Source organism: Paenibacillus sp. FSL H8-0034, assembly GCF_038000305.1.
Classification (GTDB): Bacteria; Bacillota; Bacilli; order Paenibacillales; family NBRC-103111; genus Paenibacillus_S.
This window is the reverse complement of the sequence record NZ_JBBOBS010000001.1, coordinates 5,380,456-5,405,902: the sequence shown is the minus strand read 5'-3', so window position 1 is coordinate 5,405,902 and position 25,447 is coordinate 5,380,456. Positions and strand designations below refer to the sequence as shown.

Annotated in this window: 27 protein-coding genes and 1 other RNA gene; 27 read left to right on the top strand and 1 reads right to left on the bottom strand. The window is 46.0% G+C overall.

Going from position 1 to position 25,447, the window contains the following annotated elements; genetic code table 11:
* Positions 1 to 45: 45 nt before the first annotated feature.
* The 21 genes from rpsU (at position 46) to rnpB (ending at position 17,957) form a co-directional block, all read left to right on the top strand.
* Positions 46 to 219 (top strand): 30S ribosomal protein S21, encoded by a 174-nt coding sequence (rpsU, locus tag NST47_RS24500; RefSeq protein WP_076230116.1) that lies wholly within the window; start codon positions 46 to 48, stop codon positions 217 to 219.
* 12 nt (positions 220 to 231) lie between these two features.
* Positions 232 to 675: a GatB/YqeY domain-containing protein gene (locus NST47_RS24495; RefSeq protein ID WP_076230117.1), complete on the top strand. Its 444-nt coding sequence runs from the start codon at positions 232 to 234 to the stop codon at positions 673 to 675.
* 206 nt (positions 676 to 881) lie between these two features.
* The gene (locus NST47_RS24490; protein ID WP_341157470.1) at positions 882 to 1,283 is read left to right on the top strand and encodes an NfeD family protein; all 402 of its coding nucleotides are present in this window, start codon (positions 882 to 884) and stop codon (positions 1,281 to 1,283) included.
* Between the two features lie 216 nt (positions 1,284 to 1,499).
* Positions 1,500 to 1,778 carry a sporulation protein YqfC gene (gene yqfC / locus NST47_RS24485; protein WP_076230119.1) on the top strand — a complete coding sequence of 93 codons (279 nt, stop codon included), beginning with the start codon at positions 1,500 to 1,502 and terminating at the stop codon, positions 1,776 to 1,778.
* A 15-nt stretch (positions 1,779 to 1,793) separates the two neighbouring features.
* On the top strand, positions 1,794 to 2,972 hold the full coding sequence (gene yqfD / locus NST47_RS24480) for a sporulation protein YqfD (RefSeq protein ID WP_341157469.1): 1,179 nt from the start codon (positions 1,794 to 1,796) through the stop codon (positions 2,970 to 2,972).
* A gap of 68 nt (positions 2,973 to 3,040) precedes the next feature.
* Positions 3,041 to 4,006 carry a PhoH family protein gene (locus tag NST47_RS24475; protein ID WP_341157468.1) on the top strand — a complete coding sequence of 322 codons (966 nt, stop codon included), beginning with the start codon at positions 3,041 to 3,043 and terminating at the stop codon, positions 4,004 to 4,006.
* 52 nt (positions 4,007 to 4,058) lie between these two features.
* Positions 4,059 to 6,308, top strand: coding sequence for an HD family phosphohydrolase (locus NST47_RS24470; protein ID WP_341157467.1), 2,250 nt, complete (start codon positions 4,059 to 4,061; stop codon positions 6,306 to 6,308).
* A gap of 4 nt (positions 6,309 to 6,312) precedes the next feature.
* On the top strand, positions 6,313 to 6,942 hold the full coding sequence (gene ybeY / locus NST47_RS24465) for an rRNA maturation RNase YbeY (protein ID WP_341157466.1): 630 nt from the start codon (positions 6,313 to 6,315) through the stop codon (positions 6,940 to 6,942).
* Positions 6,939 to 7,637: a diacylglycerol kinase family protein gene (locus NST47_RS24460; RefSeq protein WP_341157465.1), complete on the top strand. Its 699-nt coding sequence runs from the start codon at positions 6,939 to 6,941 to the stop codon at positions 7,635 to 7,637. The genes ybeY and NST47_RS24460 overlap by 4 nt, the downstream gene beginning before the upstream one ends.
* A gap of 16 nt (positions 7,638 to 7,653) precedes the next feature.
* Positions 7,654 to 8,070 carry a cytidine deaminase gene (gene cdd, locus NST47_RS24455; protein ID WP_341157464.1) on the top strand — a complete coding sequence of 139 codons (417 nt, stop codon included), beginning with the start codon at positions 7,654 to 7,656 and terminating at the stop codon, positions 8,068 to 8,070.
* The gene (era, locus tag NST47_RS24450) at positions 8,070 to 8,981 is read left to right on the top strand and encodes a GTPase Era (RefSeq protein WP_341157463.1); all 912 of its coding nucleotides are present in this window, start codon (positions 8,070 to 8,072) and stop codon (positions 8,979 to 8,981) included. Before cdd ends, era begins: the two co-directional genes overlap by 1 nt.
* Before the next feature lie 153 nt (positions 8,982 to 9,134).
* Positions 9,135 to 9,275 carry a YqzL family protein gene (locus tag NST47_RS24445; protein WP_341157462.1) on the top strand — a complete coding sequence of 47 codons (141 nt, stop codon included), beginning with the start codon at positions 9,135 to 9,137 and terminating at the stop codon, positions 9,273 to 9,275.
* Positions 9,276 to 9,317: 42 nt separating this feature from the next.
* A complete protein-coding gene (gene recO / locus NST47_RS24440) occupies positions 9,318 to 10,064 on the top strand; it encodes a DNA repair protein RecO (RefSeq protein ID WP_341157461.1) in 747 nt (248 codons plus the stop codon).
* A 109-nt stretch (positions 10,065 to 10,173) separates the two neighbouring features.
* The gene (locus tag NST47_RS24435; RefSeq protein WP_445667396.1) at positions 10,174 to 10,992 is read left to right on the top strand and encodes a pyruvate, water dikinase regulatory protein; all 819 of its coding nucleotides are present in this window, start codon (positions 10,174 to 10,176) and stop codon (positions 10,990 to 10,992) included.
* Positions 10,993 to 11,107: 115 nt separating this feature from the next.
* Entirely contained in the window at positions 11,108 to 11,575 is a 468-nt protein-coding gene (locus NST47_RS24430) for a YaiI/YqxD family protein (RefSeq protein ID WP_341157460.1), read from the top strand.
* A 40-nt stretch (positions 11,576 to 11,615) separates the two neighbouring features.
* Positions 11,616 to 13,448, top strand: coding sequence for a DNA primase (gene dnaG, locus NST47_RS24425; RefSeq protein ID WP_341157459.1), 1,833 nt, complete (start codon positions 11,616 to 11,618; stop codon positions 13,446 to 13,448).
* A 50-nt stretch (positions 13,449 to 13,498) separates the two neighbouring features.
* Positions 13,499 to 14,629 (top strand): RNA polymerase sigma factor RpoD, encoded by a 1,131-nt coding sequence (gene rpoD, locus NST47_RS24420; protein ID WP_076230131.1) that lies wholly within the window; start codon positions 13,499 to 13,501, stop codon positions 14,627 to 14,629.
* 130 nt (positions 14,630 to 14,759) lie between these two features.
* Positions 14,760 to 15,602 (top strand): hypothetical protein, encoded by an 843-nt coding sequence (locus NST47_RS24415; protein ID WP_341157458.1) that lies wholly within the window; start codon positions 14,760 to 14,762, stop codon positions 15,600 to 15,602.
* Position 15,603: 1 nt separating this feature from the next.
* The gene (locus tag NST47_RS24410; RefSeq protein ID WP_341157457.1) at positions 15,604 to 16,374 is read left to right on the top strand and encodes a tRNA (adenine(22)-N(1))-methyltransferase; all 771 of its coding nucleotides are present in this window, start codon (positions 15,604 to 15,606) and stop codon (positions 16,372 to 16,374) included.
* A complete protein-coding gene (locus NST47_RS24405; RefSeq protein ID WP_341157456.1) occupies positions 16,341 to 17,456 on the top strand; it encodes a Nif3-like dinuclear metal center hexameric protein in 1,116 nt (371 codons plus the stop codon). The genes NST47_RS24410 and NST47_RS24405 overlap by 34 nt, the downstream gene beginning before the upstream one ends.
* 93 nt (positions 17,457 to 17,549) lie before the next feature.
* Positions 17,550 to 17,957: RNase P RNA component class A (gene rnpB / locus NST47_RS24400), an RNA gene on the top strand.
* Between the two features lie 54 nt (positions 17,958 to 18,011).
* Here the strand turns inward: rnpB and NST47_RS24395 are convergent.
* A complete protein-coding gene (locus NST47_RS24395; protein ID WP_341157455.1) occupies positions 18,012 to 19,940 on the bottom strand; it encodes a S8 family peptidase in 1,929 nt (642 codons plus the stop codon).
* A 196-nt stretch (positions 19,941 to 20,136) separates the two neighbouring features.
* Here NST47_RS24395 and NST47_RS24390 point away from each other — a divergent pair, with 196 nt between their 5' ends.
* From NST47_RS24390 to thiI, 6 genes are all read left to right on the top strand, one after another.
* On the top strand, positions 20,137 to 20,637 hold the full coding sequence (locus NST47_RS24390; RefSeq protein ID WP_076230135.1) for a DUF3907 family protein: 501 nt from the start codon (positions 20,137 to 20,139) through the stop codon (positions 20,635 to 20,637).
* 72 nt (positions 20,638 to 20,709) lie between these two features.
* A complete protein-coding gene (locus NST47_RS24385) occupies positions 20,710 to 21,855 on the top strand; it encodes a glycoside hydrolase family 15 protein (RefSeq protein WP_341157454.1) in 1,146 nt (381 codons plus the stop codon).
* A gap of 46 nt (positions 21,856 to 21,901) precedes the next feature.
* Positions 21,902 to 22,111: a DUF1540 domain-containing protein gene (locus tag NST47_RS24380; RefSeq protein WP_076230137.1), complete on the top strand. Its 210-nt coding sequence runs from the start codon at positions 21,902 to 21,904 to the stop codon at positions 22,109 to 22,111.
* Positions 22,112 to 22,208: 97 nt separating this feature from the next.
* Positions 22,209 to 22,904 (top strand): lytic transglycosylase domain-containing protein, encoded by a 696-nt coding sequence (locus tag NST47_RS24375; RefSeq protein ID WP_341157453.1) that lies wholly within the window; start codon positions 22,209 to 22,211, stop codon positions 22,902 to 22,904.
* 98 nt (positions 22,905 to 23,002) lie between these two features.
* Positions 23,003 to 24,175 (top strand): cysteine desulfurase family protein, encoded by a 1,173-nt coding sequence (locus tag NST47_RS24370; RefSeq protein WP_341157452.1) that lies wholly within the window; start codon positions 23,003 to 23,005, stop codon positions 24,173 to 24,175.
* A 6-nt stretch (positions 24,176 to 24,181) separates the two neighbouring features.
* A complete protein-coding gene (gene thiI, locus NST47_RS24365) occupies positions 24,182 to 25,384 on the top strand; it encodes a tRNA uracil 4-sulfurtransferase ThiI (RefSeq protein WP_341157451.1) in 1,203 nt (400 codons plus the stop codon).
* The last annotated feature ends 63 nt before the right edge of the window (positions 25,385 to 25,447 follow it).

Sequence of the window (25,447 nt, the reverse complement as noted above, 5' to 3'; positions counted from 1 at the left end):
GCTTTTTTTTGTCTTGGACGGTCTGTTCGGAGGGAGGGAAAACTGGTGTCAGAAACTCGAGTTCGCAAAAATGAAACTATAGATGCTGCACTTCGTCGCTTTAAGCGCACCATCGCAAAAGATGGCGTGTTAGCGGAGGTAAAGAAACGCAAGCATTATGAAAAACCAAGCGTTAAGCGTAAGTTAAAGTCTGAGGCTGCTCGTAAGAGAAAGTTCTAGGGGGCTTAAACGATGAGCTTAAGCGAAAAACTCAATGAAGATATGAAGCTTGCGATGAAGAGCCAGGCCAAGTTTAAACTCTCCGTAATCCGTATGGTTCGTGCCTCTATCAAGAATATCGAGATAGATCAACGTAAACCCTTAGATGACCAAGAAGTACTTGAAGTTCTAAGTCGCGAGATAAAACAACGTAGGGATTCCCTCCAAGAGTTCGAAAAAGCCGGTCGTGATGATCTGGCGGAAACCGTTAAGGCTGAAATTGAAATTCTGATCGAGTACTTACCGCAGCAGCTTACTGAAGAAGAAGTGAAATCCATTGTACAGCAGACCATCCAAGAAGTGGGTGCCTCTTCTAAAGCGGATATGGGAAAAGTCATGGGTGCATTGATGCCAAAGGTGAAGGGACGTGCCGATGGCAAGATTGTCAATCAGGCCGTTCAACAGCTATTATCATAGCAGCAAAAAAACACTCCTTTTAGGAGTGTTTTTTTGTGTTTGAACAGGGTTCGATATGCTTTAAATACTACATATAGCCATCTCTAACATAAATGCATAAGCTGTGATAGGAAGAAACTGTTATAGAAATGGCTTTCTAGTGAAGCTCGGGAAAAGAAAGTGCTTACGAAGACAGCTTCCGTTGGAAGCTCTAAGGAGGTTCTGATATGCATCCATGGATTCCGATTCCATTCATGTGGTCACAAGGTTTAGCGATCTTGATGTCTCCGCGTTGGATGATGGGTTTACTATTTGTAATCGCAGTAATCATGATAGGGATGATTTCCATTCGTCGGTTCAAGCGAATCAGCAAAGAAATTGACATTGCGCTTCAAGGGCAGCCAGACGTCGATTCAGCGCTCAGCTACTCTTTGCAGCGTACAGACCTGCTGGGACAATCGGGCCTGGCTATCACCCCTTTACGGCCCTCAGGAACGATAGCAGTGGCTGATGAGCAAGTGGATGTTGTAACCTATGGCGAATTCATACCCGTGAACAAGCTGGTTGTCGTGGTACAGGTAGAAGGAGCCTTAATAAGAGTTCGAGAACAACAGGAAATCATTCATTGAAGTTAAACCCAACATGCAGAGAACTTGAGGAGCCTTTGAAGCCACTAGATCGTGGAGTCAGAGGTTCTTTTGCATGCTTTCATAAACAGCGTTTTATTCGCATATGTTGTAAACAGTATGTGTGGGTTCAGTAAGGTTAAGTAAGGGCAGCGCAATAAGTCGCTAGACTCTCAGGAAGTACAATATCCGTCGAAAAGCTCTCAAGGGGGATACAGTATGCGAAGTATTACTAAAAGTATTCATAAGCTTACCTCCCAAATGCTGGACCTTCCTCAGGATGTCACATCGGACTTGCCCCGTGTAACGATGATTGGCAATGTGCAGCTATATATTGAAAATCACCGCGGTGTTCAGCATGTTTCAAGTGAGTTGCTGCGGCTTGGCTTATCCCAAGGAAAGCTTGAGGTACATGGGAAGGAGCTAGTGATCCGGGTTATTTATCCGGAGGAAGTATACATTGAAGGGATCGTTCATGAGCTCAAATATATTCCGTAAAAGAGGTGCACCGATTTGAAATCATCCATTTTTTTATCGGTAAGAGGGTACGTCAGGGTCGAGGTTCGTGGACAGCACTTGGAGTCATTCATTAATCAATTGGTCGAAAAGCGAATATTGGCTTGGGATATTTGTTTTTATGAGGGTCATGCGAAGCTGTATGTGTCACTGAAAGACTTTTTCGGGCTTCGCCCGCTTTTAAAAGAGACAGGCTGTCGGGTCCATGTCCTCGAGCGGTTCGGTTTCCCTTTTCTGCTAAATAGACTGGAGAAGCGGAAGTTTTTTGCGATGGGTCTGATTGGATTTATCATTGGACTTTATTTGCTGTCCTCGCTAGTTTGGCAGGTGCGGGTTGAAGGCAATGAATTGATCAGTACGCAGGATATTTTGCAGACAGCCAGGCAGGAAGGGATTTACAAGCTGCAGTGGAAATTTCGGCTCAAGGATTCGGATGTAATGTCCAAAAACCTGCAAGGAAAGCTTGCGGGAACGGCGTGGGTAGGAGTTGAAATCCAAGGCACGCAGGTCATAATCAAGGTTGTGGAAGCAACTCTGCCTGACAAGCCACAGCTGTTGAATCCTCGTCATCTGGTGGCCTCCAAGAGTGCCATGGTGACATCCATTTTTGCTGAAAAGGGAAGGCCCGTTGCCAAAATCAATACGTATGTAAAAAAAGGGGACATCCTCATATCAGGTATATTGGGTGATGAAACGCATCGGCAAACCGTAGTTGCAAGCGGTCAAGTAAAAGGAATTGTATGGTATACACCACAAGTGGAGGTGCCTCTCCTGCGGCAGTATAAGACCTATACAGGTACGACGCAGAACCGTTCTTATCTGGTATTGGGCAGTCGAGCGCTGCAGCTTACGGGTTATGGCGCCCTGAGCTTTCAGAACTATGAAACGATACCGGAACGCAAGACACTGCAGTGGAGAGATTATGTGCTCCCCATTGGTTGGCTGCGAGAGCGGATTATGGAGGTCCAGCTTGTCGACCGCCCCATGGAGCTGCCGGAGGCACGAGCAGTTGGTATGGAGCAGGCCAAGCTGGAAATTATAGCTGCTGTTGGTGGGGACGCCAAGGTCGTAAATGAAAAAATTTTGCATGAAAAGACGGACAATGGTAAAGTTTATATGGAAGTGCATTTGGAAGTGGAAGAATCGATTGCCCAGGAGCAAGCAATTATACCATAACGCATTCGCTTGAAGGAAAATGCTAACGATGCTAGTTTGCTACGCAAACAATAAGGAGAAGAGGCCTGTTGACTGATCACTCACGTTTTATAAAAGTAGCTTTGAAGAATACAGCTGAGGGGCTGGCTCTCTTTGGTCCGCAGGACAAGTTCTTGCAGCTGATCGAGCAGCATACCCGTGCCAGCATTCAGTCCCGTGGTGAAGAAATCGTCATAAGGGGCAATGCCGGTGAGATGGATTCGCTTCAACAGCTATTTGACGTACTGCTAGAACTCGTTCGAAACAATTACATATTGACTGAACGCGATGTGTTGTATGCTATTGAGCTGTCCAAGGATATGAAAGCTGATCAGCTTCTGGATTTGTTCAAGGGTGATATTGCAACCACGCATAAGGGAAAGCCTATCCGGGTTAAAACCATCGGTCAAAAGCAGTACGTGTCTACGATCAAACAAAAAGATATTGTATTTGGCATCGGGCCTGCGGGTACGGGGAAAACGTATCTGGCCGTCGTAATCGCGGTTACGGCTCTCAAAGAAGGTAAAGTGAAGCGGATTGTGTTAACAAGACCTGCCGTCGAAGCTGGAGAAAGTCTGGGCTTTTTACCGGGAGATCTTCAGGAAAAGGTTGACCCTTATCTTCGCCCATTGTATGATGCACTTAACGATGTCCTCGGGCCTGAGCAGGTGCTGAAATCGCTCGAAAGAGGTTTGATTGAAATTGCACCTCTTGCCTATATGCGCGGGCGGACGCTGGATGATTCGTTTATTATTTTGGATGAGGCGCAGAACACGACGCCGGAGCAGATGAAGATGTTCTTGACTCGTCTTGGTTTTGGCTCGAAAATGGTCATTACCGGAGATGTTACACAAATTGACCTGCCGCGCGGCAAATCTTCGGGTCTTATCGAGGTACAGCGTATTTTGAAAGGAATCGAAGAGATCGGATTCATTCAATTTTCCGAAGCGGATGTTGTCAGACATGCTCTGGTTCAAAAAATCATTATTGCCTATAACGAACAAAACGACAAATAACCTGATACGACTTAACCATCAGGATGTGTATAGAAAGGGATGACCTTTCGCAATGAACAATATTCAACGAAAACTTCAAAACCCGCTTGTTGGCTGGAAATATAGCGCCCTGGTGCGCTTTCTTCTGTTTATTCTGCTTACAGCCGTACTGTATGCATCACTGACGAACAGGATGATCCCGCAAACCTATGATATTCAAGTCGGTACTACTGCCGAAAAGGACATTCTGGCTCCACGCGCCATTGAAAACGCTATAGCGACCGAGAAGGCCAAGGAAGATGCTGCACAGCACGTACAGCCTGTGTTCAGAATTGTGTCTTTAAAGAATGAGGTTTTGATCGAAGCGATGTTCGAAAAGCTGCAGCAAATCAACGCCGACTCGGAGGTTACACTGGGGGATAAGGTAAATATATTTAAATCCGTGTTCCCCATTCTAGCTCAGGATCACGTGGATAAGCAGATTCAGAGCTTCGCTATCAGCGGTCAATATAACGATGCATTATTACAAGAAATGCGTAAAAATATTAATGAGCAGCAGTATCGTATTCCGGAAGAAACCTTTTACAAGATGCCGCGTTTGCCCAAGGAAGATCTCACGTTGATGGAACCGGTCGCTAAAGAGATCGTGACACGATTGATGAATGATCAGATTATGGAGGCCCAGACAGTACGGGCCAAGGTAGCAGAGCTCGTGAACAGCTCGACCTTGACGAAAAGCATGTCCAGGGAAATGGTGCAGGAAATTGTACGTGCTGCAATCACGCCTAATAAATTTCTCGACCAAAAAGGGACCGAAACCGCAAAGGGTCATGCCAGGGATAACGTAAAACCGGTATTTGTTAACAAAAATGACGTGCTTGTAAGTAAAGGTGAACCGATAACAGCTGATATTTACCAACGGCTGAGCAGTCTTGACATGCTGCAGGATGAAGCCAGTTATTGGCCGCGTATTGGGCTGATCATTATGGTGCTGATGCTAGCCTTGGCTGTATTTATGTTTGTCAAACAAAGCACACTGTCCATCAGCAGCAATAACGTGCAGTTGGTCATGCTGCTTCTTATCATCATCATTAACTTACTGGGTATGAAGCTGTTTTCCTTGGTGCAAAATTTGGATTACCCTTATATTGGACTTCTGGCTCCAACGGCAATGGGAGTCATGCTTATTGTCATTTTGTTGGATGAAAAGCTAGCTTTTATGGGGGCTATGCTGTTTGCCGTGATGGCTAGCATGATTTTTAACATGGACCACCTGCAGTCGTTTGATTTTCGTTATGGACTGGTCACAATGGCAACCTCATTTGCGGCTATTTTCTCCATCCAGCGGGCAGGCCAGCGTTCCACCATTCTCAAGGCAGGGGTTATCGTGGCTTTGATGGGGATGCTGCTTATGGGTTCTCTGCTGCTGATTGAAGATCATGAGAGCAAGCGGAATATGCTATTCGCCTTATCGTTTATCGTGGGCAGCGGCTTGCTTACAGCTGTATTCGTCATTGGACTTCTTCCTTTTTTTGAGACGGCATTCGGTATTTTATCTCCCTTGAAGCTGGTGGAGCTGTCCAATCCGAACCATCCACTGCTGCGAAAGCTGCTGACGGAAACTCCGGGAACGTACCATCACAGCATTATGGTTGGCAATCTGGCAGAAACAGCGGCGGAAGCGATCGGCGCGGATGGACTTCTGTGCAGAGTAGGCGCATACTATCATGATATCGGGAAAACGAAGCGGCCTGCTTATTTTATCGAAAATCAGACAAATATAGAAAATCCGCACGACAAGATGGACCCTGAGCTTAGCAAGTCGATCATTGTAGCTCATGCGAGAGATGGCGTCGAAATGCTGAAGGAATATCACATTCCAAAGCAGATTCGCGATATCGCCGAGCAGCATCATGGCACGACACTGCTGCAATTCTTTTATCACAAAGCTAAGAAAATTGCCGAGGCAGCAGGTGAGCCCGTTCCTGATGAACAGGAATACCGCTATGACGGTCCGCTTGCACAATCCAAGGAAGTCGCTATTGTTGGTATTGCCGATTGTGTAGAAGCGGCAGTACGCTCCCTTCGCAGTCCGAATATGGAACAGATTGACTCCATGGTACGCAAAATTATTAAAGGCCGACTGGATGATGGACAGTTTAATGATTGCGATCTGACAACCAAGGAATTGGATCAAATAGCCAAAACCTTAAACGAAACCTTATTAGGTATTTTTCATTCAAGAATTGAATATCCAACCAATCTTCCGGCGGGGAATCAGCCATCAACGATACAGAATCAAGAAAAAGAAAAAAGGAGCTAAAGCTATGTCTTTACGTCTTGAATGGAGCAGCGAGCAAACCGATTATGAAATTACACAGGAGCTTGTCGATAAACTGGAGCTGCTGCTTCAGCTTGCCGGGAAATCGGAGCAGGTCACAGAGGGGGAGGTTGCTTTAACCTTTGTAGACGATGCTGAAATTCAACGTTTAAATAAAGAATATCGTGGGCTCGATAAACCTACCGATGTGCTTTCCTTTGCGATGAATGATATCGGTGAGGATGAGATGGAGATCATCTATGTGGATGAGAGTGACGATGAAGATGAGTATGTGGACGAGGAAGACCTGGACGATGTTGAACGTCTCGACAAATCTGATGAAATCGACGATTCTAACGAGCATGAGGATGACATAGAGCTGGAACTGCAGGATGACGAGGATGAAGATGGTCTTGTTACGATCTTTGAGGAGCCGCTCGGGGATATCATTATTTCTGTGCCCAGAGCCATCGAGCAAAGTGAGGATTACGGTCACTCTGTAGAGCGTGAGCTCGGATTTTTGTTTGTACATGGTTTCCTGCATTTGATTGGTTATGATCATGACAATGAGGAAGCAGAGAAAATCATGTTTGCCAAGCAGGAGCAAATTTTACAGCAGGCAGGATTGGTAAGATGAATTCGAAGGTAAAGTGGCGCAGAAGCTTTCGGTATGCGTACGAAGGAGTGAAGTATGCCCTTTCTACACAGCGCAATATGAAATTTCATTTTTTTGCCGCTTTTATCGTTCTGCTGCTAGCACTTTACTTGCGTTTGCCCAAGCTTGAAATCCTGTTTATTTTAATGGCCGTAACGTTGATGATCGTGACAGAGCTGATCAATACAGCGATTGAAAAAGCGGTTGACCTTGCTATGCCTGATCGTCATCCCCTTGCCAAAATAGCCAAGGATGTGGCCGCAGCCTCCGTACTGGTGTCTGCGGTTTTTGCGGCTATAGTCGGGATGGTCGTGTTCTACGAGCCTATCGATCATCTCTTCCGCAGTGCGAGGCAAGCGGAGGGTCATAGCTTTTCCGCGGCAATGGTCTGGATACTACTCAGTTTGGTCATCCTGACGATTATTGTGCTCGAGACTAGATTTTCAACCAAGGGCAGCAGGCTTCGCCTGAGCTTGCTCGCAGCCCTCGCTTTTGCGATAGCCACCTTTATTGCTTCATATGTTTCAATTACTTTAGTCGCTTTACTCTCGTATTTACTTGCCTTTCTCGTCGTGCTGGTGCTCTACGACAAGCGCAGCCGGTCTTTTCCATCGCTGATTCTGGGTGGACTGGTCGGATGCTTCGTGGCAGCCTGCGTCTATTATTTAGTGAATTAAGAAAGGAACGATGCCGATGGACAAGCACCAATTACTTGGACGGGCACTGGAAGCAAGGGAGAACGCCTATGTGCCTTATTCGCATTTTAAGGTTGGCAGTGCCTTACTGGATTCGGATGGTCAAGTGCATTTGGGCTGTAACGTCGAAAATGCGGCTTACGGTCCAACAAATTGTGCTGAGCGCACAGCGCTGTTTCGTGCAATTGCTGATGGTAAACCTCCACGAAGCTTCCGTGCCATTGCTGTCGTAGGCGATACACCTAATCCGATTACTCCGTGTGGGGTATGCCGTCAGGTATTGATTGAATTATGTGCTCCGGACATGCCGGTTTATATGGCGAATCTACAGGGAGCTATTATAGAAACAACCGTAGCCGAGCTGCTTCCCGGAGCCTTTACACAGAACGATCTAAATGGAGGAACAACAGTATAATGACATCAACTACCCCAAAGAAAGCTTACAAATCCGGTTTTGTCGCTATTATCGGACGTCCCAATGTCGGTAAATCCACATTGATGAACCAGGTCATTGGCCAAAAAATTGCTATTATGTCAGACAAGCCGCAAACAACACGCAATAAAATCCATGGTGTTTATACAACTGAACAGTCTCAAATCGTATTTCTCGATACGCCGGGAATTCATAAGCCGCAATCCAAGTTAGGCGATTATATGATGAAGGTCGCAGAAAGCTCCCTGAAGGAAGTGGATGCGATTCTGATGCTGATTGATGTCGTGGAAGGGCTTGGCGGTGGTGATCGCTTTATTATTGAAAACCTGAAAAAGGTGACCACGCCGGTCATTCTTGTGATGAACAAAATCGATCAGATCCAGCCGGAAGCGCTGCTGCCGATCATTACGCAATATAAAGATTTATATGATTTCGCTGAGATCATTCCGGTATCCGCGATGAAGGGCAACAACGTTAATACACTTCTTGAGCAAATTACCAAATATTTGTCTGAAGGCCCGCAATATTACCCGGCTGATCAGGTTACAGACCATCCTGAGCAGTTCGTATGCGCTGAACTGATACGTGAGAAAATTCTTCATCTGACCCGTGAGGAAATTCCGCATTCCATCGCTGTAGGCATCGAGGACATGAAGGTAGAAGCTAATGGCGTCGTTCATATATCGGCCATTATTTATGTGGAAAGGGACTCGCAAAAAGGGATTGTTATAGGGAAAAAGGGTGCTCTGCTTAAAGAAATCGGGCAAAAGGCCCGCTATGACATTGAGGCGCTGCTTGGCTCCAAAACCTTCCTGGAACTATGGGTCAAAGTGAAAAAGGATTGGCGTAATCAGGATCGGGTTCTGCGTGACCTTGGATTTCGTAACGAATAATAACGAATAGCCGACTGGTGGCAGTTATTGCTTAACATAATTATCGCTCAAACGTAACATCCTATACTATCGCCAGATACCGTCCAGCTCATGAATAGAAGGAAAGCTTTTCTGCTGTTAGCAGACGCTTGGCTTACGGAGGGATGATGCAGCATGAGAGATTTTTCGTGGCAATATTTTTCGTTAACAGGTGATGTGGATGCATATCTGCTATATAAGGAGATCAACAATGATTCCGATTCAATTGATGCGGAAGAGGACTTGACATCAGAGTCTGATGATGGGCTAGAATAGCCTTTAAGTACCTCTTTCAGATGGGCTTGGGGGAAATCGGCGATGCAGTATCAGGTACAAGGAATCGTCATACGCAGCATGGATTATGGGGAAGGCAATAAAATCATTACCTTGTTTACACGCGAAATGGGCAAAATGGCAGTCATTGTCCGCGGCGCCAAAAAGCTTAAAAGCCGTTACGGCTCGGTATCCCAGTTGTTCACTTTCGGAGATTATCTGTTTTTCAGATCGGGCCAGCTGGGTACGTTAAAGCATGCAGAAATTATAGATTCACACCATCGGATTCGGGAGGACCTTCATATGTCCGCCTATGCTTCCTACATGGCTGAGCTGACGGATCGCTTGCTGGCTGATCAAGAGGCGAATCCCTTTTTGTTTGATCAGCTGAACGCGGCGCTTCAAGGACTGGTCGAGCAGAAGGATATGCAAATTATTGCATTCATTTATGAAATAAAAATATGGGTGCAAGCGGGGTATTTACCGGAGCTGGAGGTTTGTGTGGCCTGTAGAAACGATGGGAATACGATGGCCTTTAGTCCGGCACTCGGTGGCATGCTATGCGAGAAATGCCGGCATAAGGATCCACAAGCGCTGTCGCTCTCCTCGGGAACACTCAAGCTTGTTCGTCTGTTCGCTCATATGGACATACGCAGACTGGGACAGATTGATGTCAAACCGGAAACCAAAGCAAGTCTCAAAAGACTAATGCGGGCTTACTTCGATACCCATATTGGTGTGGCGTTAAAAACGCGAGGTTTCCTGGATCAAATGGATAAATATGGGGTTTGACATTATTCATCCGATTTGCTAATATAATAAATTACATTAAATTATTCCTCGTCATGAGTCTCGCACAGGCTTGTTGGCGAGTTCTTTTTTTGAATAGGAAGGAAGATGTATGCTGATGACGGACAAATCCAATCCAATTATTCTTGTTGCCTCCGATTCTGCTGGTGATACGGGGGAAGCTGTAGTACATGCAGCAGCCGTTCAATTTTATCCCCACTTGGTAGATGTGCGTATTATGCCCTTTCTTGAAGATCAAGAAGACGTTGACAAACTGATCCAAACTGCGGCTAAGTGTGACGGGATAATTGTATTTACCCTTGTTATTCCTGAGCTTCGCGATTATTTGATTCAGCAGGCCATGCTGCACCAACTGATACATATTGATTTGCTGGGGCCTGTATTGAACGCTTTAGAGCAAAAAATGCAGCAAACCTCAAGACATCAGCCTGGCATGATTCATCTGCTGGACGAAGGATATTTCAAAAAGGTAGAAGCGGTTGAGTTTGCGGTTAAATATGATGATGGACGTGATTATACGGGTGTGCTGCAGGCCGATATCGTGTTGGTAGGCGTATCGAGAACGTCCAAAACCCCATTGTCGATGTACCTTGCACACAAAAAGTTTAAGGTTGCGAATGTGCCGCTCGTTCCCGAAATACAACCACCGGAGCAGCTATTTACCGTTTCGAACAAAAAAATAATCGGACTTCGCATTGATCCCGACAAGCTTAATGTGATTCGCACGGAGCGTTTAAAAATGCTCGGTCTGCCCCGAACGGCTTCCTATGCCAATGTGGAAAGAATAAATGTAGAGCTTGAATACGCAGACCGGATTATGAAACGTATCGGCTGTACAGTCATTGATGTATCCAATAGAGCTGTAGAAGAGACTGCAGCTTTGATCATGGAATGGTACCGCGGCAGGTAATGCTTTTTATAATGCAGGAAGCAGGATTTTTTATTTCTTCAGCGTATATATTAGATATAGTGCTATTTATGAGCACCCAAATGAAGCTACGCGTACTCAGAAAGATGGGGTCAATATGCCTAATGCACACAAAATTATTGTGGATGCCGACGCTTGCCCGGTGAAGCCGGAAATTGTTAAGGCAGCAGCACCTTTTGGGGTTGATGTGCTGATGGTTGCTTCCTTTGACCATAGGCTGGCTCCCGTGGATGGAGTCGAGATTGTACAAGTTGATCGTTCCGATCAATCGGTGGATCTTTATATTGTGAATCGAATTGCTGCCGGTGACGTATTAGTAACTCAGGATTTTGGTTTAGCCGCACTTGCTTTGGGCAAAAAAGCGATAGCCTTGTCGAATCGAGGCCAGCAGTATACAGATCTGACGATTGATTTTTTACTTGATCGCAGGCATGAACAGGCCAAACAGCGGCGCGGAGGTAAACACAGCAAAGGCCCAAGACCTTTCACAGATGAAGATCGACACTTTTTTCTACAATCTTTGACAAAAGTTTTGCGTGGCTTGCAGGAGATTTCCGAGAGTTAGCGAATATTATTACGTGTTAATTTGAATGAAGGTGGATAGAATGAGTAACGGACGTATTCCGGAAGAAGTCATCGAAAAGGTACTTAAGCATCATGATATTGTCGATGTCGTAGGCCGTTATGTCCATTTAAGCAAGCAGGGTCACTATATGAAAGGATTATGTCCTTTTCATTCCGAGAAAACTCCTTCCTTTACCGTCACACCTGAAAAGCAAATTTATCATTGTTACGGCTGTGGTGCCGGAGGCGGGGCTATACGATTTTTAATGGAGATTGAAGGTTTCACCTTCATCGAAGCGATTAATCAAATGGCCGCTGAAGCGAATCTGGATCTCGGTATTGATCTTGGATCGGATACTCCATCCCAGCAAAATCCGGAAAAGGTAAAGCTATATGAGGCCTACGAATTTACCGGAAAGCTGTACCAGCATATTTTGAAAAATACCGAGCAAGGCAAGCAAGCTATGGAATATTTACGTTCACGGGGGTTAAATGATAAGCTGATCGACACGTTTGGTATTGGTTATGCACCATCCAATTGGGACACATTGGCCCAACTGCTGGAGAAGCGTCAATATGCTTTACCGCTTATGGAAAAAGGAGGGCTTTTGTCTGCAAGACAGGAAGGACAAGGGTACTTCGACAAATTTCGCGATCGGATCATGTTTCCTATCCACGACTGGAAAGGACGGCTAATTGCTTTTGCGGGTAGAGCTATGGGTGAGGCGCAGCCCAAATATTTAAACAGCCCGGAGACGATGCTTTTCCATAAAAGCAAAAGCTTGTACAACATGCATCTGGCACGACCGCAAATACGTAAGCTGCAGCAAATTGTTGTTTTTGAAGGCTACATGGATGTAATCAAAGCTTGGGATGCAGGCATAACCAATGGCGTGGCCACCATGGGTACAGCGTTGACCGAAGAGCATACTGATGTGATTCGCAAGCAAGCCGATCAGGTAACGGTAGCCTACGATGGTGATTCCGCTGGACAAAATGCCGCATATAAGAGCATCCCTATTTTGGAGCAGGCCGGGTGTGTGGTTAAGATAGCCATGATTCCGAATGCTCAAGATCCGGATGATTTTATTACCCAACATGGTTCTGAGCGATTTGTACGGGAAGTTATAGAAAATGCCGTACCGTCGATCAAATACAAACTTCTTTATTTTCGCAAAAATTTTAAACTGCAGGAGGACGGGGAAAAGCTTCGCTACATGCAGCAAGCACTCAAAATTATTGCAGACATTACGTCTCCAATTGAAAGAGAGCACTATGTGAGGGAGCTATCAACAGAATTTCGTTATTCCTTTGAAACGACTTTGCAAAACCTGAACGAGATCAGGCTCCAAGCGGAAAAAAGTAGTAACTCCGGGGATAATAAAGCGAAAGCGTGGAATAATGTTAGGAATGAACGAACACCCCGGGAACAAACTCCCTCTTTACTTCCAGCCTATTACAACGCCGAGCGTCAGTTACTCGCAATTATGTTATTCGATGCTGACATCACGCTTTATGTAGAGCGGAATTTGGGAGACCAATTCAATGTGGACGCACATAATGCCTTGGCCGCCTATTTGTACGCTTATTTTGGGCAGGGATATGAGCCAAACTTTAGCAGCTTTATTGCGATGCTTCAGGAGGAAGAATTGGAGGGATTGGCAAGTTCGATCGCTATGATGGGCAACTCTCATGGAGTGAATGGTCAGGTTATCGACGATTGTATACGCACCATCAAAAAATATAAGCTTCAAGAATCGATCAAGCAAAAAACAGAAGAAATGATAGTGGCGGAACGATCCGGTGATCTGAAGATGGCCGGGCAAATTGGCAATGAGATTACATCCCTAGTCAAACAATTAAAATCATCATGATAAGTCGTTTGAATTATCTTTGATGGCTCTAGGGAGGAGGGAGTTAGCATATGGCGAACGATCAACACACGGAGATAGAGACAGAGTTGACGTTGGATCAGGTAAAAGACCAGCTTGTTGAGCTGGGCAAAAAACGTTCATCTTTAACTTATAAGGATATCATGGAGAAGCTGGCTCCTTTTGATCAGGATCCGGAACAAATCGATGAGTTTTTCGAGCAGCTTTCCGAAATGGGTATTGATGTAGGAAATGAATCAGACGAAGATAATGAAATCAGCCCGATAGATCGTGACAGGGATCGGGAACATGATGATTTTAACTTTGAGGATGATATTTCACTGCCTCCGGGAATAAAAATAAATGATCCGGTTCGGATGTACCTGAAGGAAATCGGCAGAGTGCCATTGTTATCTGCAGAAGATGAGATCGATTTGGCGAAGCGCATCGAGCTTGGCGATGAAGAAGCCAAACGGCGCCTTGCAGAAGCTAACCTGCGTCTGGTGGTAAGTATTGCTAAGCGGTATGTCGGACGTGGTATGCTGTTTCTCGATTTGATTCAGGAAGGCAATATGGGCTTGATTAAAGCGGTTGAAAAGTTTGACCATGATAAAGGTTTTAAATTCAGTACGTATGCGACCTGGTGGATTCGTCAGGCAATCACTCGTGCGATTGCCGATCAGGCAAGGACGATCCGGATTCCGGTACATATGGTTGAAACCATAAACAAGCTCATTCGTGTTTCCCGTCAATTGCTTCAAGAACTGGGACGCGAACCGACTCCGGAAGAAATCGCCAAGGAAATGGATCTCAGTACGGATAAGGTTCGGGAAATTATGAAAATTGCTCAGGAACCGGTTTCTCTGGAAACACCGATCGGCGAAGAGGACGACTCCCATTTGGGTGATTTTATCGAGGATCAGGAAGCACTGGCTCCTGCCGATGCTGCTGCCTATGAGCTGTTAAAGGAACAATTGGAGGACGTACTGGATACGTTGACAGAGCGTGAAGAAAACGTGCTTCGATTACGTTTTGGCCTCGATGATGGACGTACGCGTACGCTGGAAGAAGTCGGTAAAGTGTTTGGCGTTACCCGGGAACGGATTCGTCAGATCGAAGCCAAGGCTTTGCGGAAGCTGAGACATCCAAGTCGCAGCAAGCGTTTGAAAGACTTTTTAGAGTAATTGGGTTAGACCTCACTGCATCTGCAGTTAGGTCTAATTTTTTGTCTAAGCATTACCGATAAATAAATAACAGGAAATGAATAAAATTCAGGAAAATGGCTGCTTAGTATTGAAGAGGTGATCGTGTGCAATGGCAATGGACGAAAAAAGAAGAATATTAATTATGGAAATTGAGCATTGGCGTAAAAGCAAGCTTTTACCTGAGCATTATTGCGATTTTTTATTAAATATATATTTGGAAGATTCTTCTGATAAACCGAAGTCCAGTTCCGGGTTTCTCGGCGTAACCCCAACAGCCGTCAAAGACAGTAATTGGAAAATATGGATATTGATTTTTGTCGTAATTGCTCTTATTTCTTATGCTGCTCTTAATTTTACCGCTTTTGAATTACCAATGCAAATGGGCCTTTCGATGCTTCTCTTGTTTTGTTGTTATACGGTTGGAAGCCTGCAGCGATCCAAAGAGCCGCTTCGAGCTCAAATATTGTTTGGAGTAGCCTCCTTGTTTTTATTGTTTATTGGTGTATTCATGCTCAAGCTTCATGGGATACAGAAGCCGGTGCTGGTTGTCGGATATGTAGCTGTATGCAGTATAGTCTGGCTATTAACGGGACTGTTGTCAAGATTTATGCTTTTTCAATTGTGTGGATGGATCGTTCTCATCTTTTGTTATGGCTGGCTGCTGCATTATCAGCTGGACCTAGCGAGTTGGATTACACTGGAGATTAGCTGGGTGCCGCTCAGTATCGTATTTGGCTGGATGGGCTGGATGATCCATGAAAAGAGCAAGCAGATGGGTACAGTTTTTCTTATGCTGAGCTGCATCGTTTGGTTCATGCCTGAATTGTATGCTATGCTGTATTCCGAGCTTTATGGTGAGGATACGGTGCAAATTGTTTTTTTAGTCAAATTGTTTATTGAAGCGAGCTTGCTGTTTGCTTTAAGAAAAAAATGGATAGAGTGGGTTACATAATATGCTGCGAATATCAAAACGTTTGGAAATGATTGCGGGTGGTGTGCCGACAGGAAGCCGTTTGGCTGACATTGGTTCGGATCATGCACTGCTTCCGGTTTATTTGGCTCAAAAGAAGCAAATTGTGAAAGCAGTAGCTGGAGAAGTGAACCTCGGACCGTTTCAGGCGGCCTCCAGGCAGGTTCGTGATTCTGTACTTGATCAAGTTATTGATGTCCGACATGGCAATGGCCTTGAGGTAGTAGAGGTCGGAGAAATTGATGTGATAACGATAGCGGGTATGGGCGGAGCCTTGATAGCCGATATACTTGAAGCGGGCAAGGATAAGCTGGCCGGTGTACAATTACTTATTTTACAGCCCAATGTTGGTGAATCCAATGTGCGTTTGTGGCTTATTCAGCAGGATTGGATATTAATTAACGAGCAAATTCTCGAAGAGGACGGCAAAATCTATGAGATTTTGTCGGCAGTACCGTCCCATTTGAGTCAAGCCTCGAATGATGTGCTTTATCGGGAACGTCAGCTTGCGGACGGAATAACGGTAAATCGTGAGCTGCTGCTCAAGCTGGGTCCATATTTATTGGATCATCCTCAAGAGGTATGGTTTCGAAAATGGGAGTCGGAATTGGAGAAGCTCGCGATGATTGTACAGCGGCTGGCTCTATCCACACTGCCTGAATCCAGAATAAAGGAGCTTGAGTACCAGAAGGAGATTGAACGAATCAAGGAGGTACTGGCATGCTTGCAAAAGGACAAACCGTCATACAACTGATGGAGGAGCTGGCACCTAAGCATTATGCGGTTCCTGATGACAAGATCGGATTACAGCTGGGGACTCTGCAAAAGGAAATCAGCAATGTGCTGGTGGCACTTGATGTGAACGATGAGGTGATCGATGAAGCGATCCGTCTGCAGGCTAATTTGATCATTGCTCATCATGCGATCATTTTCAGGCCGCTTGCTCATTTGCAAACCGATTCGGTGGCAGGAAAGCTGTATGAGAAGCTGATCAAGCATGATATTGCTGTCTATATATCACACACCAATCTTGATGTGGCAGAAGGCGGAGTCAATGATATGATGGCGCACGCCATTGGTCTAACAGGGCTTTCACCGCTTGAGGAATTACATACGGATAAGCTGAAAAAGCTCGTCGTATTTGTGCCTGAGTCGCATTTGGAGCCTGTTAGAGAAGCGATTTTCCGTACAGGTGCGGGTTCGATCGGGAAGTACAGTCATTGCAGCTTTGCTGCCGAAGGAACGGGAACCTTTTTGCCTGAGGCTGGAAGTGAACCTTTTATCGGTAAGCAGGGCAAGCTGGAGCAGGTGCGCGAGATTCGATTGGAAACGATTGTTCCGCAAAGCCTTGAGAAAAAAGTCGTTCAGGCGATGATTAAAGCTCATCCTTATGAGGAAGTAGCCTATGATCTATACACGTTGGATTTAAAGGGGCGTGCTTTCGGTCTGGGCAGGGTCGGCAAGCTGCAGGAGCCAGTTACCCTGGAGCAGCTATGTGAGCTTGTTAAAGGCGCCTACGAGGTTCCTGCTGTACGGCTTGCTGGTAATCCACAACGTAAAGTTCAAAAGATTGCTGTTCTTGGCGGCTCAGGCGGCAGATATGTCCGTCATGCTTTATTTGCAGGGGCGGATGTGCTTATTACTGGAGATATCGACTACCATACGGCTCAGGACGCTATGGCCGCAGGGCTCAGTATCATTGATCCAGGTCATAATGTTGAGAAAATATTAAAGCGCGGCGTAGCCGATTATTTACTGTCCAGGCTGCAAGAAAAGAAATCAAATACAGGTGTATTTGCCTCGGAAATCAATACGGAGCCGTTTCTATTCATGTAAAGGTGGTAACAATAATAGGACTTAGATCAAATAGCAATGAATTGTTGTTGTATTTTAACGTAAATCCCTGTATACTATCCTTTGCACATCAGGAAAGCTTGACAGACAATCGCTGGTGAGAAATCACGAGAGGAAAGTCCGGGCTCCGCAGGGCAGGATGCTGGATAACGTCCAGTCAGCGCGAGCTGAAGGCTAGTGCCACAGAAATGGACCGCCGATGACGTGGAATGTATTCCATGAACAGGTAAGGGTGGAACCGTGGTGTAAGAGACCACGAGGAGATATGGTGACATATGTCCTGGTAAACCCCATCTGGTGCAAGACCTAATGGAACGCATGTCCCTCTGGGGACACTCCTTGCCCGGGAGGCGTTCGGGTTGGTCGCTTGAGCCAAACGGCAACGTTTGGCCTAGATAGATGATTGTTGCTTCAATGGTGGGAGGCTGGTAGCCGTTACGACCACTGGAAGTACAGAACCCGGCTTAAGTGCAAGCTTTCCTGTTACCAATGAAAAACCGCCTCCAAAGGGCGGTTTTTGTGCATTATTTATTAAGGTTAAGGGGTTTGCATCCGTTCGAGCAGCCTTTGTGCCCATGAGGTCCAATAATCGAGACCGCTAATGACACCGGTTTGAGCAGAGGGCTCGGCTGGTGCTGTCTTTTCGGTTGCCAGAGCCCCTTTGTGGTTTACTGCGCTCTTCACGGCGGCTACGACATCAATGATGCCATAACCAAAATATTTATCCTTGCCTGCAGGTCCTGCATCGGACGCGGTATCGCGCATAATCTGCATCACTTCTTTATTCGTAAGTGATGGATTTACCGAGCGAATAAGGGCAGCCAGAGCCGTCACATGGGGACTAGCCATCGAAGTGCCGGATAGTGCCGCATACTGATTGTGCGGGTAAGTGCTGGCAATGTTGACTCCAGGCGCAGCTACATCGATGTAATCTCCGTAATTGGAGAAGGATGCCTTGTTCCGATTCGCATCTGTTGCTGCGACTGCGAACACTTCTGGATAGGCCGCAGGGAATCCGGGCTGTTCGGTATTGTCATTACCGCTAGCGGCAATAAGTACAACATCGTGATCATAGGCATAACGGATGGCATCATGTAGAAAGTTGGCATCTGCATAGTTGCCGAGGCTCATATTGATGACTTTGGCACCATGATCCGTTGCCCAGATAATGCCTTGAGCTACCGCATACGTACTGCCTGCGCCACTTTGATCGAGAACCTTGACAGGTATAATCGGGTTATACCAGCTCATTCCAGCTACACCCAGTCGATTGTTGACAATGGCTCCGATAACCCCGGCGACATGGGTGCCATGACCGACATCATCCATCGGTGACATTTCGGAATTAACTACGTTGTAGCCGCTAATAAGCTGATCCTTCAGATCAGGGTGGTCAAGATCGACACCCGTGTCGACGATAGCGACGGGAACATCTTTGGAGCCTTTGCTTAGGGCCCAGCCAAGCTCGGTATCGATGGCAGGAAGGTTCCACTGATATCGTTGATATAGCGAATCATTCGGTGTCAACAGCGTGTAGTCAGACGCAGCTGGCTGTGGACTCCCGGAAGGATTTTTGGTCACTGCGCTATTAGTCATATACAAAAAGTGAGGCTCCACGTATGCAATGTTCCACTTTTGAAAATAATTCATCAGCTGTTTGGCTTCCAGTTGTTTGGATTCAAATATATACGTATAGCCAAGCTTGCGATAAGGCTTTGAGGCTTGAATATCTGTTTCGATTTGAGCTAAATCTGCAGCGCTCGGTTGAGTCTTGAAACGTACGACAACCTGATTGACATGATAATGGCTGGTACCTTCATTCTGCTCAGGATGATCAACTTTAACGTCCTGCAATGTGCGGGAATCAACGGATTCGATTTTATAACGATTATCGCTTGGATAAGTTACGATCCTTAAATTGTTAAGCTGATGATTCTCAACCTGCTGCAGGATGTTTTGTTTAACAACCCCAAGCAAGGCTTCTCCGGAATTCTCTGACGGCACCCCAAGTACAAAATAGGTGGAGCCATTAGCTTGAAATGGAGCAGATTGATAAGACTTGCCTTGCTCCGTGTCCGTCTTGGCCTTCAGTAATTCCGCCTGAGCCTGGTTCTGTATTGACTCATTAAGGCTGCCAGAATGTAGACCTGCCTCCAAAGGTTGTGAATGCTGAGTCCAGATCAGCTTCTCCATGTGTGGATGCTCTGCTTGGAGCTGCTGCATGCCTGTCAGCTTCGCTTCTGCAGTTTCTTTTTCTTTCAAATGCAGCATACGATCGAGCTCAAGACTGCACTGGCTGCGGCATAGTTCTCCGGTTACTTGAAGGTCCTGCTGCAGGATGTTTTTCTTGGATTGCATCTCTGCAGCGGCCGATAAAGTCTCGAATTTGAGCGGATCCTCACTGCGGGGAAATAATAACACGCCGAAAGCGAGCACCATAACAAAAGCTAAAGCATATTTCCACATCGAATGGCCCCTCCCTTTAAAATGATACTGTTAGCGTCTCCGCAGGAATGTTTTTTACTACCGGAAATCATCGCCTTTAACATTTTGGCCAACAGACACTTTACGAGTTACTTTTAGCTTCAATTTATGGTAGGATAAAGGTGTAACAGTTCTACTAAAAAATATGATGTTTGTTGATTAAAGGAGGTCCTGCGACATGACTGTGCTGAATGTAAAAAATTTATGTGAAACTACGAAGTACAAGCTAAATGAAGCAACTGCAAAAATCGAAAAATTTCTGAATGATCATTCTCTGCAAGAGCTCAACAAAGAGCAAGAACCTGAGATGGATGAATTTTACAAAGGGTTTTTGTCAGATACCAGGCATTTATTGGTATTCAGTGAAGTTGCTTATGAAAAGCTTGGTATGAGCTTGCGTCGTCCCAGCTTTAATGTGGAATATGCGGAAAAAGTACTTTATGAAGTTTATCATAGTTCGGTGAACAGCTTCTTTTACCCGAAACATGAGTGCTATTCCGAGGATGGCCGTTACGCTTATACTGGACAGGATGCGATTCGCTTCCGCAAAAAGCCAATTCGTGAGGTGCGTGATTTGACTATCGAGCTTTCGAAAATATTCGAAACCTTGCGGGAAGATCTGACTTATTATGAAACGGATTACATTACTCAAAAACGTATGCAAGGTGAGAGAGTCTAATCTTGCTTTATTGTGATGATGAAAAAAGGTGCTATGTAGCATCTTTTTTTGTTTTAGGGAGGACATGAAGCGATGACTGGACAAGAAAAAGATTGGCACATGACTACTGAACAATTGACACCCATCAGCAAGCAGCTAATAATATGGAACCAGCATCCAAGCGGCGGATATACGGCATGTCCACTCTTTGCTAATTATGCCTACAGTTGGCTGCGGGACGGCAGCTTTATTGCCAATGCGATGGATGTTTCTGGGGAACCAGAAAGTGCAGCCGATTTTTATAATTGGGTCAACTCCATCATCTTACGTATGAAAACTCGCATCGAGCTGCTTTTGGAAAGGTTTGAGCGTGGGGATAGTATAGAACAACATGAGTTTTTACATACGCGCTATCAGTTGGATGGTCGGGATGATCATAATGCAGAGTGGGGGCATTTTCAGCTTGATGGATATGGGACCTGGCTGTGGGGGCTTGTCGAGCATTACCGAATAGCAGGGCAAACCGCGATGCCTGAGACTTTTGCAGACAGTGTCGATCTGGTGGTCCGCTATTTATGTGCACTTTGGAAGCAGCCGAATTTTGATTGCTGGGAGGAGCGCGGCGATCAACTGCATCCTTCAACGCTTGCATGCATTTATGGAGGGCTCGAAGCCATTGGAAGATTTAATGGTCGTACGGACTTGCTGGAAATTTGTGAACAAATCAAACAGTTTATTGTGGAGCACATGGTGCATCCTGAGCGCGGATATGTGGTGAAAAGCATACGGCCAACCTATTCTGGAAATGAATATGAAATCGGATATGGCGGTGTGGATGCGAGCACGCTGTGGTTGTGTGAACCGTTTCAGGTATTTGCAGCGGATCACCCTGTGATGGCAGCTACAATCAGCAAAATTGAAGCGGATTTGAAAACAACAGATGGCGGGATCAGACGTTATTCCGAGGATGAGTATTATGGCGGAGGCGCATGGATTCTGCTTACCGCCTGGTATGGCTGGGTATCCCTGGCCTCAGGTAAACGGCTGGAGGCTGAGCAGGCCTTACAGTGGATTGTGAAGCAAGCGGATTCGCTTGGGCGATTACCGGAGCAGACAGCCCATGCTGAGACGGATTCAGACGTGTATCAAGGCTGGTTGAGCCGCTGGGGAACGCCTGCAACCCCATTATTGTGGTCACATGCGATGTTCCTTGTCCTTAATTTCCAACTCGCCAAATAGTATGGACTTTTCAATCCCCGGGTACATTGATATAGGGGTGATGAAAATGCCAGATGTGAACTGCAGTGTAGCCAATTGTACGTACTGGGCTAACGGCAACAAATGCAATGCAAAGTCGATATTAATCGATATCGATCAGCATGCAAATGTGGATGTGTCAACAGAATTTGCTGGAGAGCATGGTTCTACAGAGCACAAGGATTATGCGGAGAACACGCAAAATACGTGCTGTCACACGTTTAAAGCAAAAAAGTAAGGGAATCAATGACATTATTCTAAAATTTGCCTAGCTGGTCGTACCAAAAAAGTGTACAATAAGGTATCATCTTGTACACTAAGGAGCATTGTCTTCTATGAATATTGATCCACGAATGTTAAAAGAGCTTTTACGTATGCAATTGCTGAACAAAACGGATATTCTTTCCAACAAAAGTTCAGGTGCCAGTGATGATGATTCTGAGTTTTCAGAGTTGTTAAATGATTTATTGTCACAAAATACGGATAGCTCGACATTATTGAATGCAGGAGTGTCTGCTCCTGGTACTCAAACAGCTTTTAAACCAAGCAGCTTAAATTCATTGTTCGCTTCCGCTGGTTCTTATCGTACAGGCCAAACATCTGGTTCCGCGCAAGCTAAGGAATTGGACCCGTTAATTCAAGAAGCAAGCAGACGACATCAAGTTCAACCAAGCCTGGTCAAAGCAGTTATTGATGCAGAGTCGTCCTTTAACTCAAAGGCAGTATCTCAGGCGGGCGCCAAAGGCTTGATGCAATTGATGGATGCAACGGGTAAAAGCGTTGGCGTGAACGATCCTTTTGATCCTGTACAAAACGTTCAGGGCGGAACCAAGTATTTATCGAATCTTTTGAAGAAATATGATGGGAACCAAGGTGTGGCTTTAGCTGCTTATAATGCAGGCTCTGGTCGGATCGACCGTTTGGGCATTGCCAACGACAATGATTTGGCAGCCAAGATGGGTCAGCTTCCCAAGGAAACTCAAGCCTATGTTGCCAAGGTCATGAATTTACAACGCAATTATGAAGGATAACAATTAGCGACCCAAGACCTAAAGCAAGTACCCTAACACGTGAGGGGCTTGCCTAGGTCTTGTTTTTTGTGGTTGTCTACATATAAGGAGAAGTGACGATGTTATATTTGGACTATGCTGCAACAACGCCCCCTTATGATGAAGTCGTCGATGCGGTTGCTGAAGTCATGAAGCAGCATTATGGCAATCCCTCTTCCTTGCATCGTCTGGGTGTTGTGGCTGAACAGCTGGTAAGTCAAGCCAGAGCCGTCATCGCAAGCAGCATGAGCTGCCAGCCGGAAGAGATCCGATTCACCTCAGGCGGGACCGAAAGTAATAATTGGGCGATACAGGCCACAGCCCGCCGATTTAGGCACCGTGGTAATCATTTAATTACGACAGCTGTGGAGCATGCCTCGGTATATGAAACCTTTCGTGAGCTTGAGCGGCAGGGGTTCCGAGTCACTTATTTGCCTGTAGACGCAACGGGAGCTGTGAAGCTGGATGAGCTGGACAAGGCTCTCAGCGATGATACGATTCTGGTCAGTATTATGGCGGTCAATAACGAAATGGGTCGCATTCAGCCGATATCCGCCATTGGCGAGCTGCTGCGGCAGCGGTCTCGTACGATAGTATTTCATGTAGATGCCGTACAGGCTATCGGTAAACTTCCGCTGCACCCGGGAAAGCTCAAGATTGACCTGTTGTCCTGCTCCGCTCATAAGCTGCGGGGTCCTAAGGGGAGCGGCTTTTTATACGTTAGAAAAGGCCTGGAGCTTCCTCCATTACTATATGGGGGGGGACAGGAGGGCGGTCTTCGATCGGGTACGGAAAATGTTCCGTCGCTTGTCGGTATGGCCAAGGCAATCAGAATGGCTGTGGAGGAGCAGGAACGGTTCCATGCACATACCCATCTTTTGCGTAAACAGCTGGCAGCTGCAATTCGGGATATTCCTGAGTTAAGGCTGAGCGGGTCTGATATGGAGAGCGAAATGGCACCACATATTGTGCATTTTTGTTTTCCTGGGATGAAATCCGAGGTGCTCGTTCATGCTTTAGAGGAAGCGGACATTTATGTATCCAGCCGCTCGGCTTGCTCTTCATCTGCCAACAAACCGAGCCGTGTACTCAAGGCGATGGGTTTTGATGATGCACGGGCTATAAGTGGCATTCGAATCAGCTATTCGCTGAGTCAAACAATCGACGATATAAACTATTTTGGCGAACAATTACAAAAGGCTGTTGAGCGCTTGAAGCACACGATTACAGGGCAGCCAAATCGAAGGAGGTAGCTAGAGATGAAGCCCGATATGATTATGCTTCGTTTGGGGGAGCTTACACTAAAAGGGAAAAACCGCAGCCGGTTTGAGAAGGCCGTTTTTGAGCAGGTAAAAAAATCAGTTCAGAGCTTTTCAAGGCTTACTTTTGTACTAGAATTCGGCAGGGTGTACATACACTTAAACGAGGAGCCTTATGAAGCAGTTCAGGAACGATTGCGGAAGGTGCTCGGCTTGTCTTCATTTAGTCCGGTGTACACAGCACCCTTGGAGCTTGAAGCGATTCAGTCCACTGCCTTGGCAGCAATGGAAATGCTGGATAACGGACAAGCCGAATTCAAGGTGACTGTGCGCCGCGTCAACAAAAAATTCCCTTATGACTCACAAGAGATGAACAAGCTGGTTGCTGGATATATCCTTAAGGTTATACCGGGTTTGAGGGTCAATGTCAATCAGCCTGAGGTTGAGCTTAAAGTGGAGCTGCGCGAAAAGCAGGCTTTGATTTTTTCGCACAGCATTACAGGGGTGGGAGGTTTTCCGCTCGGTACAAATGGGAAAGCGATGCTGATGCTATCTGGTGGCATTGACAGCCCGGTTGCAGGATTTCTTGCATTGCGCCAAGGCTTGAAGCTTGAGGCCGTGCATTTTCACAGCTATCCCTACACGAGCGAAAGATCGCAGCAAAAGGTGAAGGAGCTGGTTGCCAAGCTGTGCGGGTATGCGGGTGATATCAGGCTGCATATGGTGCCGTTCACGAGCATACAAACCCGAATTCATGAGGTTTATAAGGAGGATCTGTTTATAACGCTGCTTAGGCGTGCGATGTTTCGGATAACGGAAAAGCTGGCGGAGAACTACGGGGCATCGGCAATCGTAACCGGAGAGAGCCTGGGTCAGGTGGCCAGCCAAACCATCAACAGTATGAATGTCATCGGACGCGCAGTGGAAGTTCCGATCATCCAGCCGTTGATTTGTATGGAAAAAAAGGAAATCATCCGGATTGCTGAAGATATTGATACGTTTGAAATTTCGATTTTACCGTACGAGGATTGCTGCACCTTGTTTATGCCTCCTTATCCCAGTACAAATCCAAGCCTGCGTATTGTAGAAAGTATTGAAAAGAGTATGGAGTGGCTGGACGCCGAATTGGACGAAGCTGTCAGGCTCACCGAACAGATATGGATTGGGGCCGATGAAAAGCCACAGTTCGCGGCTTTATTTTAAAGAGGTACTTGTGTATCACAGATTAGGCTAACAGACGGGTGGTTGCTGAGTAATTGTATGGGA

Excerpts from the sequence above, each read along its gene's own strand:
- NST47_RS24380 (WP_076230137.1), top strand. The coding sequence starts at position 21,902 with ATGCCAGATGTGAACTGCAGTGTAGCCAATTGTACGTACTGGGCTAAC.
- dnaG (WP_341157459.1), top strand. The coding sequence starts at position 11,616 with ATGAGTAACGGACGTATTCCGGAAGAAGTCATCGAAAAGGTACTTAAG.
- era (WP_341157463.1), top strand. The coding sequence starts at position 8,070 with ATGACATCAACTACCCCAAAGAAAGCTTACAAATCCGGTTTTGTCGCT.
- NST47_RS24415 (WP_341157458.1), top strand. The coding sequence starts at position 14,760 with ATGGCAATGGACGAAAAAAGAAGAATATTAATTATGGAAATTGAGCAT.
- NST47_RS24460 (WP_341157465.1), top strand. The coding sequence starts at position 6,939 with ATGAATTCGAAGGTAAAGTGGCGCAGAAGCTTTCGGTATGCGTACGAA.
- NST47_RS24470 (WP_341157467.1), top strand. The coding sequence starts at position 4,059 with ATGAACAATATTCAACGAAAACTTCAAAACCCGCTTGTTGGCTGGAAA.
- NST47_RS24370 (WP_341157452.1), top strand. The coding sequence starts at position 23,003 with ATGTTATATTTGGACTATGCTGCAACAACGCCCCCTTATGATGAAGTC.
- NST47_RS24445 (WP_341157462.1), top strand. The coding sequence starts at position 9,135 with ATGAGAGATTTTTCGTGGCAATATTTTTCGTTAACAGGTGATGTGGAT.
- NST47_RS24490 (WP_341157470.1), top strand. The coding sequence starts at position 882 with ATGCATCCATGGATTCCGATTCCATTCATGTGGTCACAAGGTTTAGCG.
- recO (WP_341157461.1), top strand. The coding sequence starts at position 9,318 with ATGCAGTATCAGGTACAAGGAATCGTCATACGCAGCATGGATTATGGG.
- NST47_RS24390 (WP_076230135.1), top strand. The coding sequence starts at position 20,137 with ATGACTGTGCTGAATGTAAAAAATTTATGTGAAACTACGAAGTACAAG.
- NST47_RS24405 (WP_341157456.1), top strand. The coding sequence starts at position 16,341 with ATGCTTGCAAAAGGACAAACCGTCATACAACTGATGGAGGAGCTGGCA.
- NST47_RS24495 (WP_076230117.1), top strand. The coding sequence starts at position 232 with ATGAGCTTAAGCGAAAAACTCAATGAAGATATGAAGCTTGCGATGAAG.
- cdd (WP_341157464.1), top strand. The coding sequence starts at position 7,654 with ATGGACAAGCACCAATTACTTGGACGGGCACTGGAAGCAAGGGAGAAC.
- NST47_RS24395 (WP_341157455.1), bottom strand. The coding sequence starts at position 19,940 with ATGTGGAAATATGCTTTAGCTTTTGTTATGGTGCTCGCTTTCGGCGTG.
- NST47_RS24385 (WP_341157454.1), top strand. The coding sequence starts at position 20,710 with ATGACTGGACAAGAAAAAGATTGGCACATGACTACTGAACAATTGACA.
- NST47_RS24430 (WP_341157460.1), top strand. The coding sequence starts at position 11,108 with ATGCCTAATGCACACAAAATTATTGTGGATGCCGACGCTTGCCCGGTG.
- ybeY (WP_341157466.1), top strand. The coding sequence starts at position 6,313 with ATGTCTTTACGTCTTGAATGGAGCAGCGAGCAAACCGATTATGAAATT.
- thiI (WP_341157451.1), top strand. The coding sequence starts at position 24,182 with ATGAAGCCCGATATGATTATGCTTCGTTTGGGGGAGCTTACACTAAAA.
- NST47_RS24435 (WP_445667396.1), top strand. The coding sequence starts at position 10,174 with ATGCTGATGACGGACAAATCCAATCCAATTATTCTTGTTGCCTCCGAT.
- NST47_RS24375 (WP_341157453.1), top strand. The coding sequence starts at position 22,209 with ATGAATATTGATCCACGAATGTTAAAAGAGCTTTTACGTATGCAATTG.
- rpoD (WP_076230131.1), top strand. The coding sequence starts at position 13,499 with ATGGCGAACGATCAACACACGGAGATAGAGACAGAGTTGACGTTGGAT.
- NST47_RS24410 (WP_341157457.1), top strand. The coding sequence starts at position 15,604 with ATGCTGCGAATATCAAAACGTTTGGAAATGATTGCGGGTGGTGTGCCG.
- yqfC (WP_076230119.1), top strand. The coding sequence starts at position 1,500 with ATGCGAAGTATTACTAAAAGTATTCATAAGCTTACCTCCCAAATGCTG.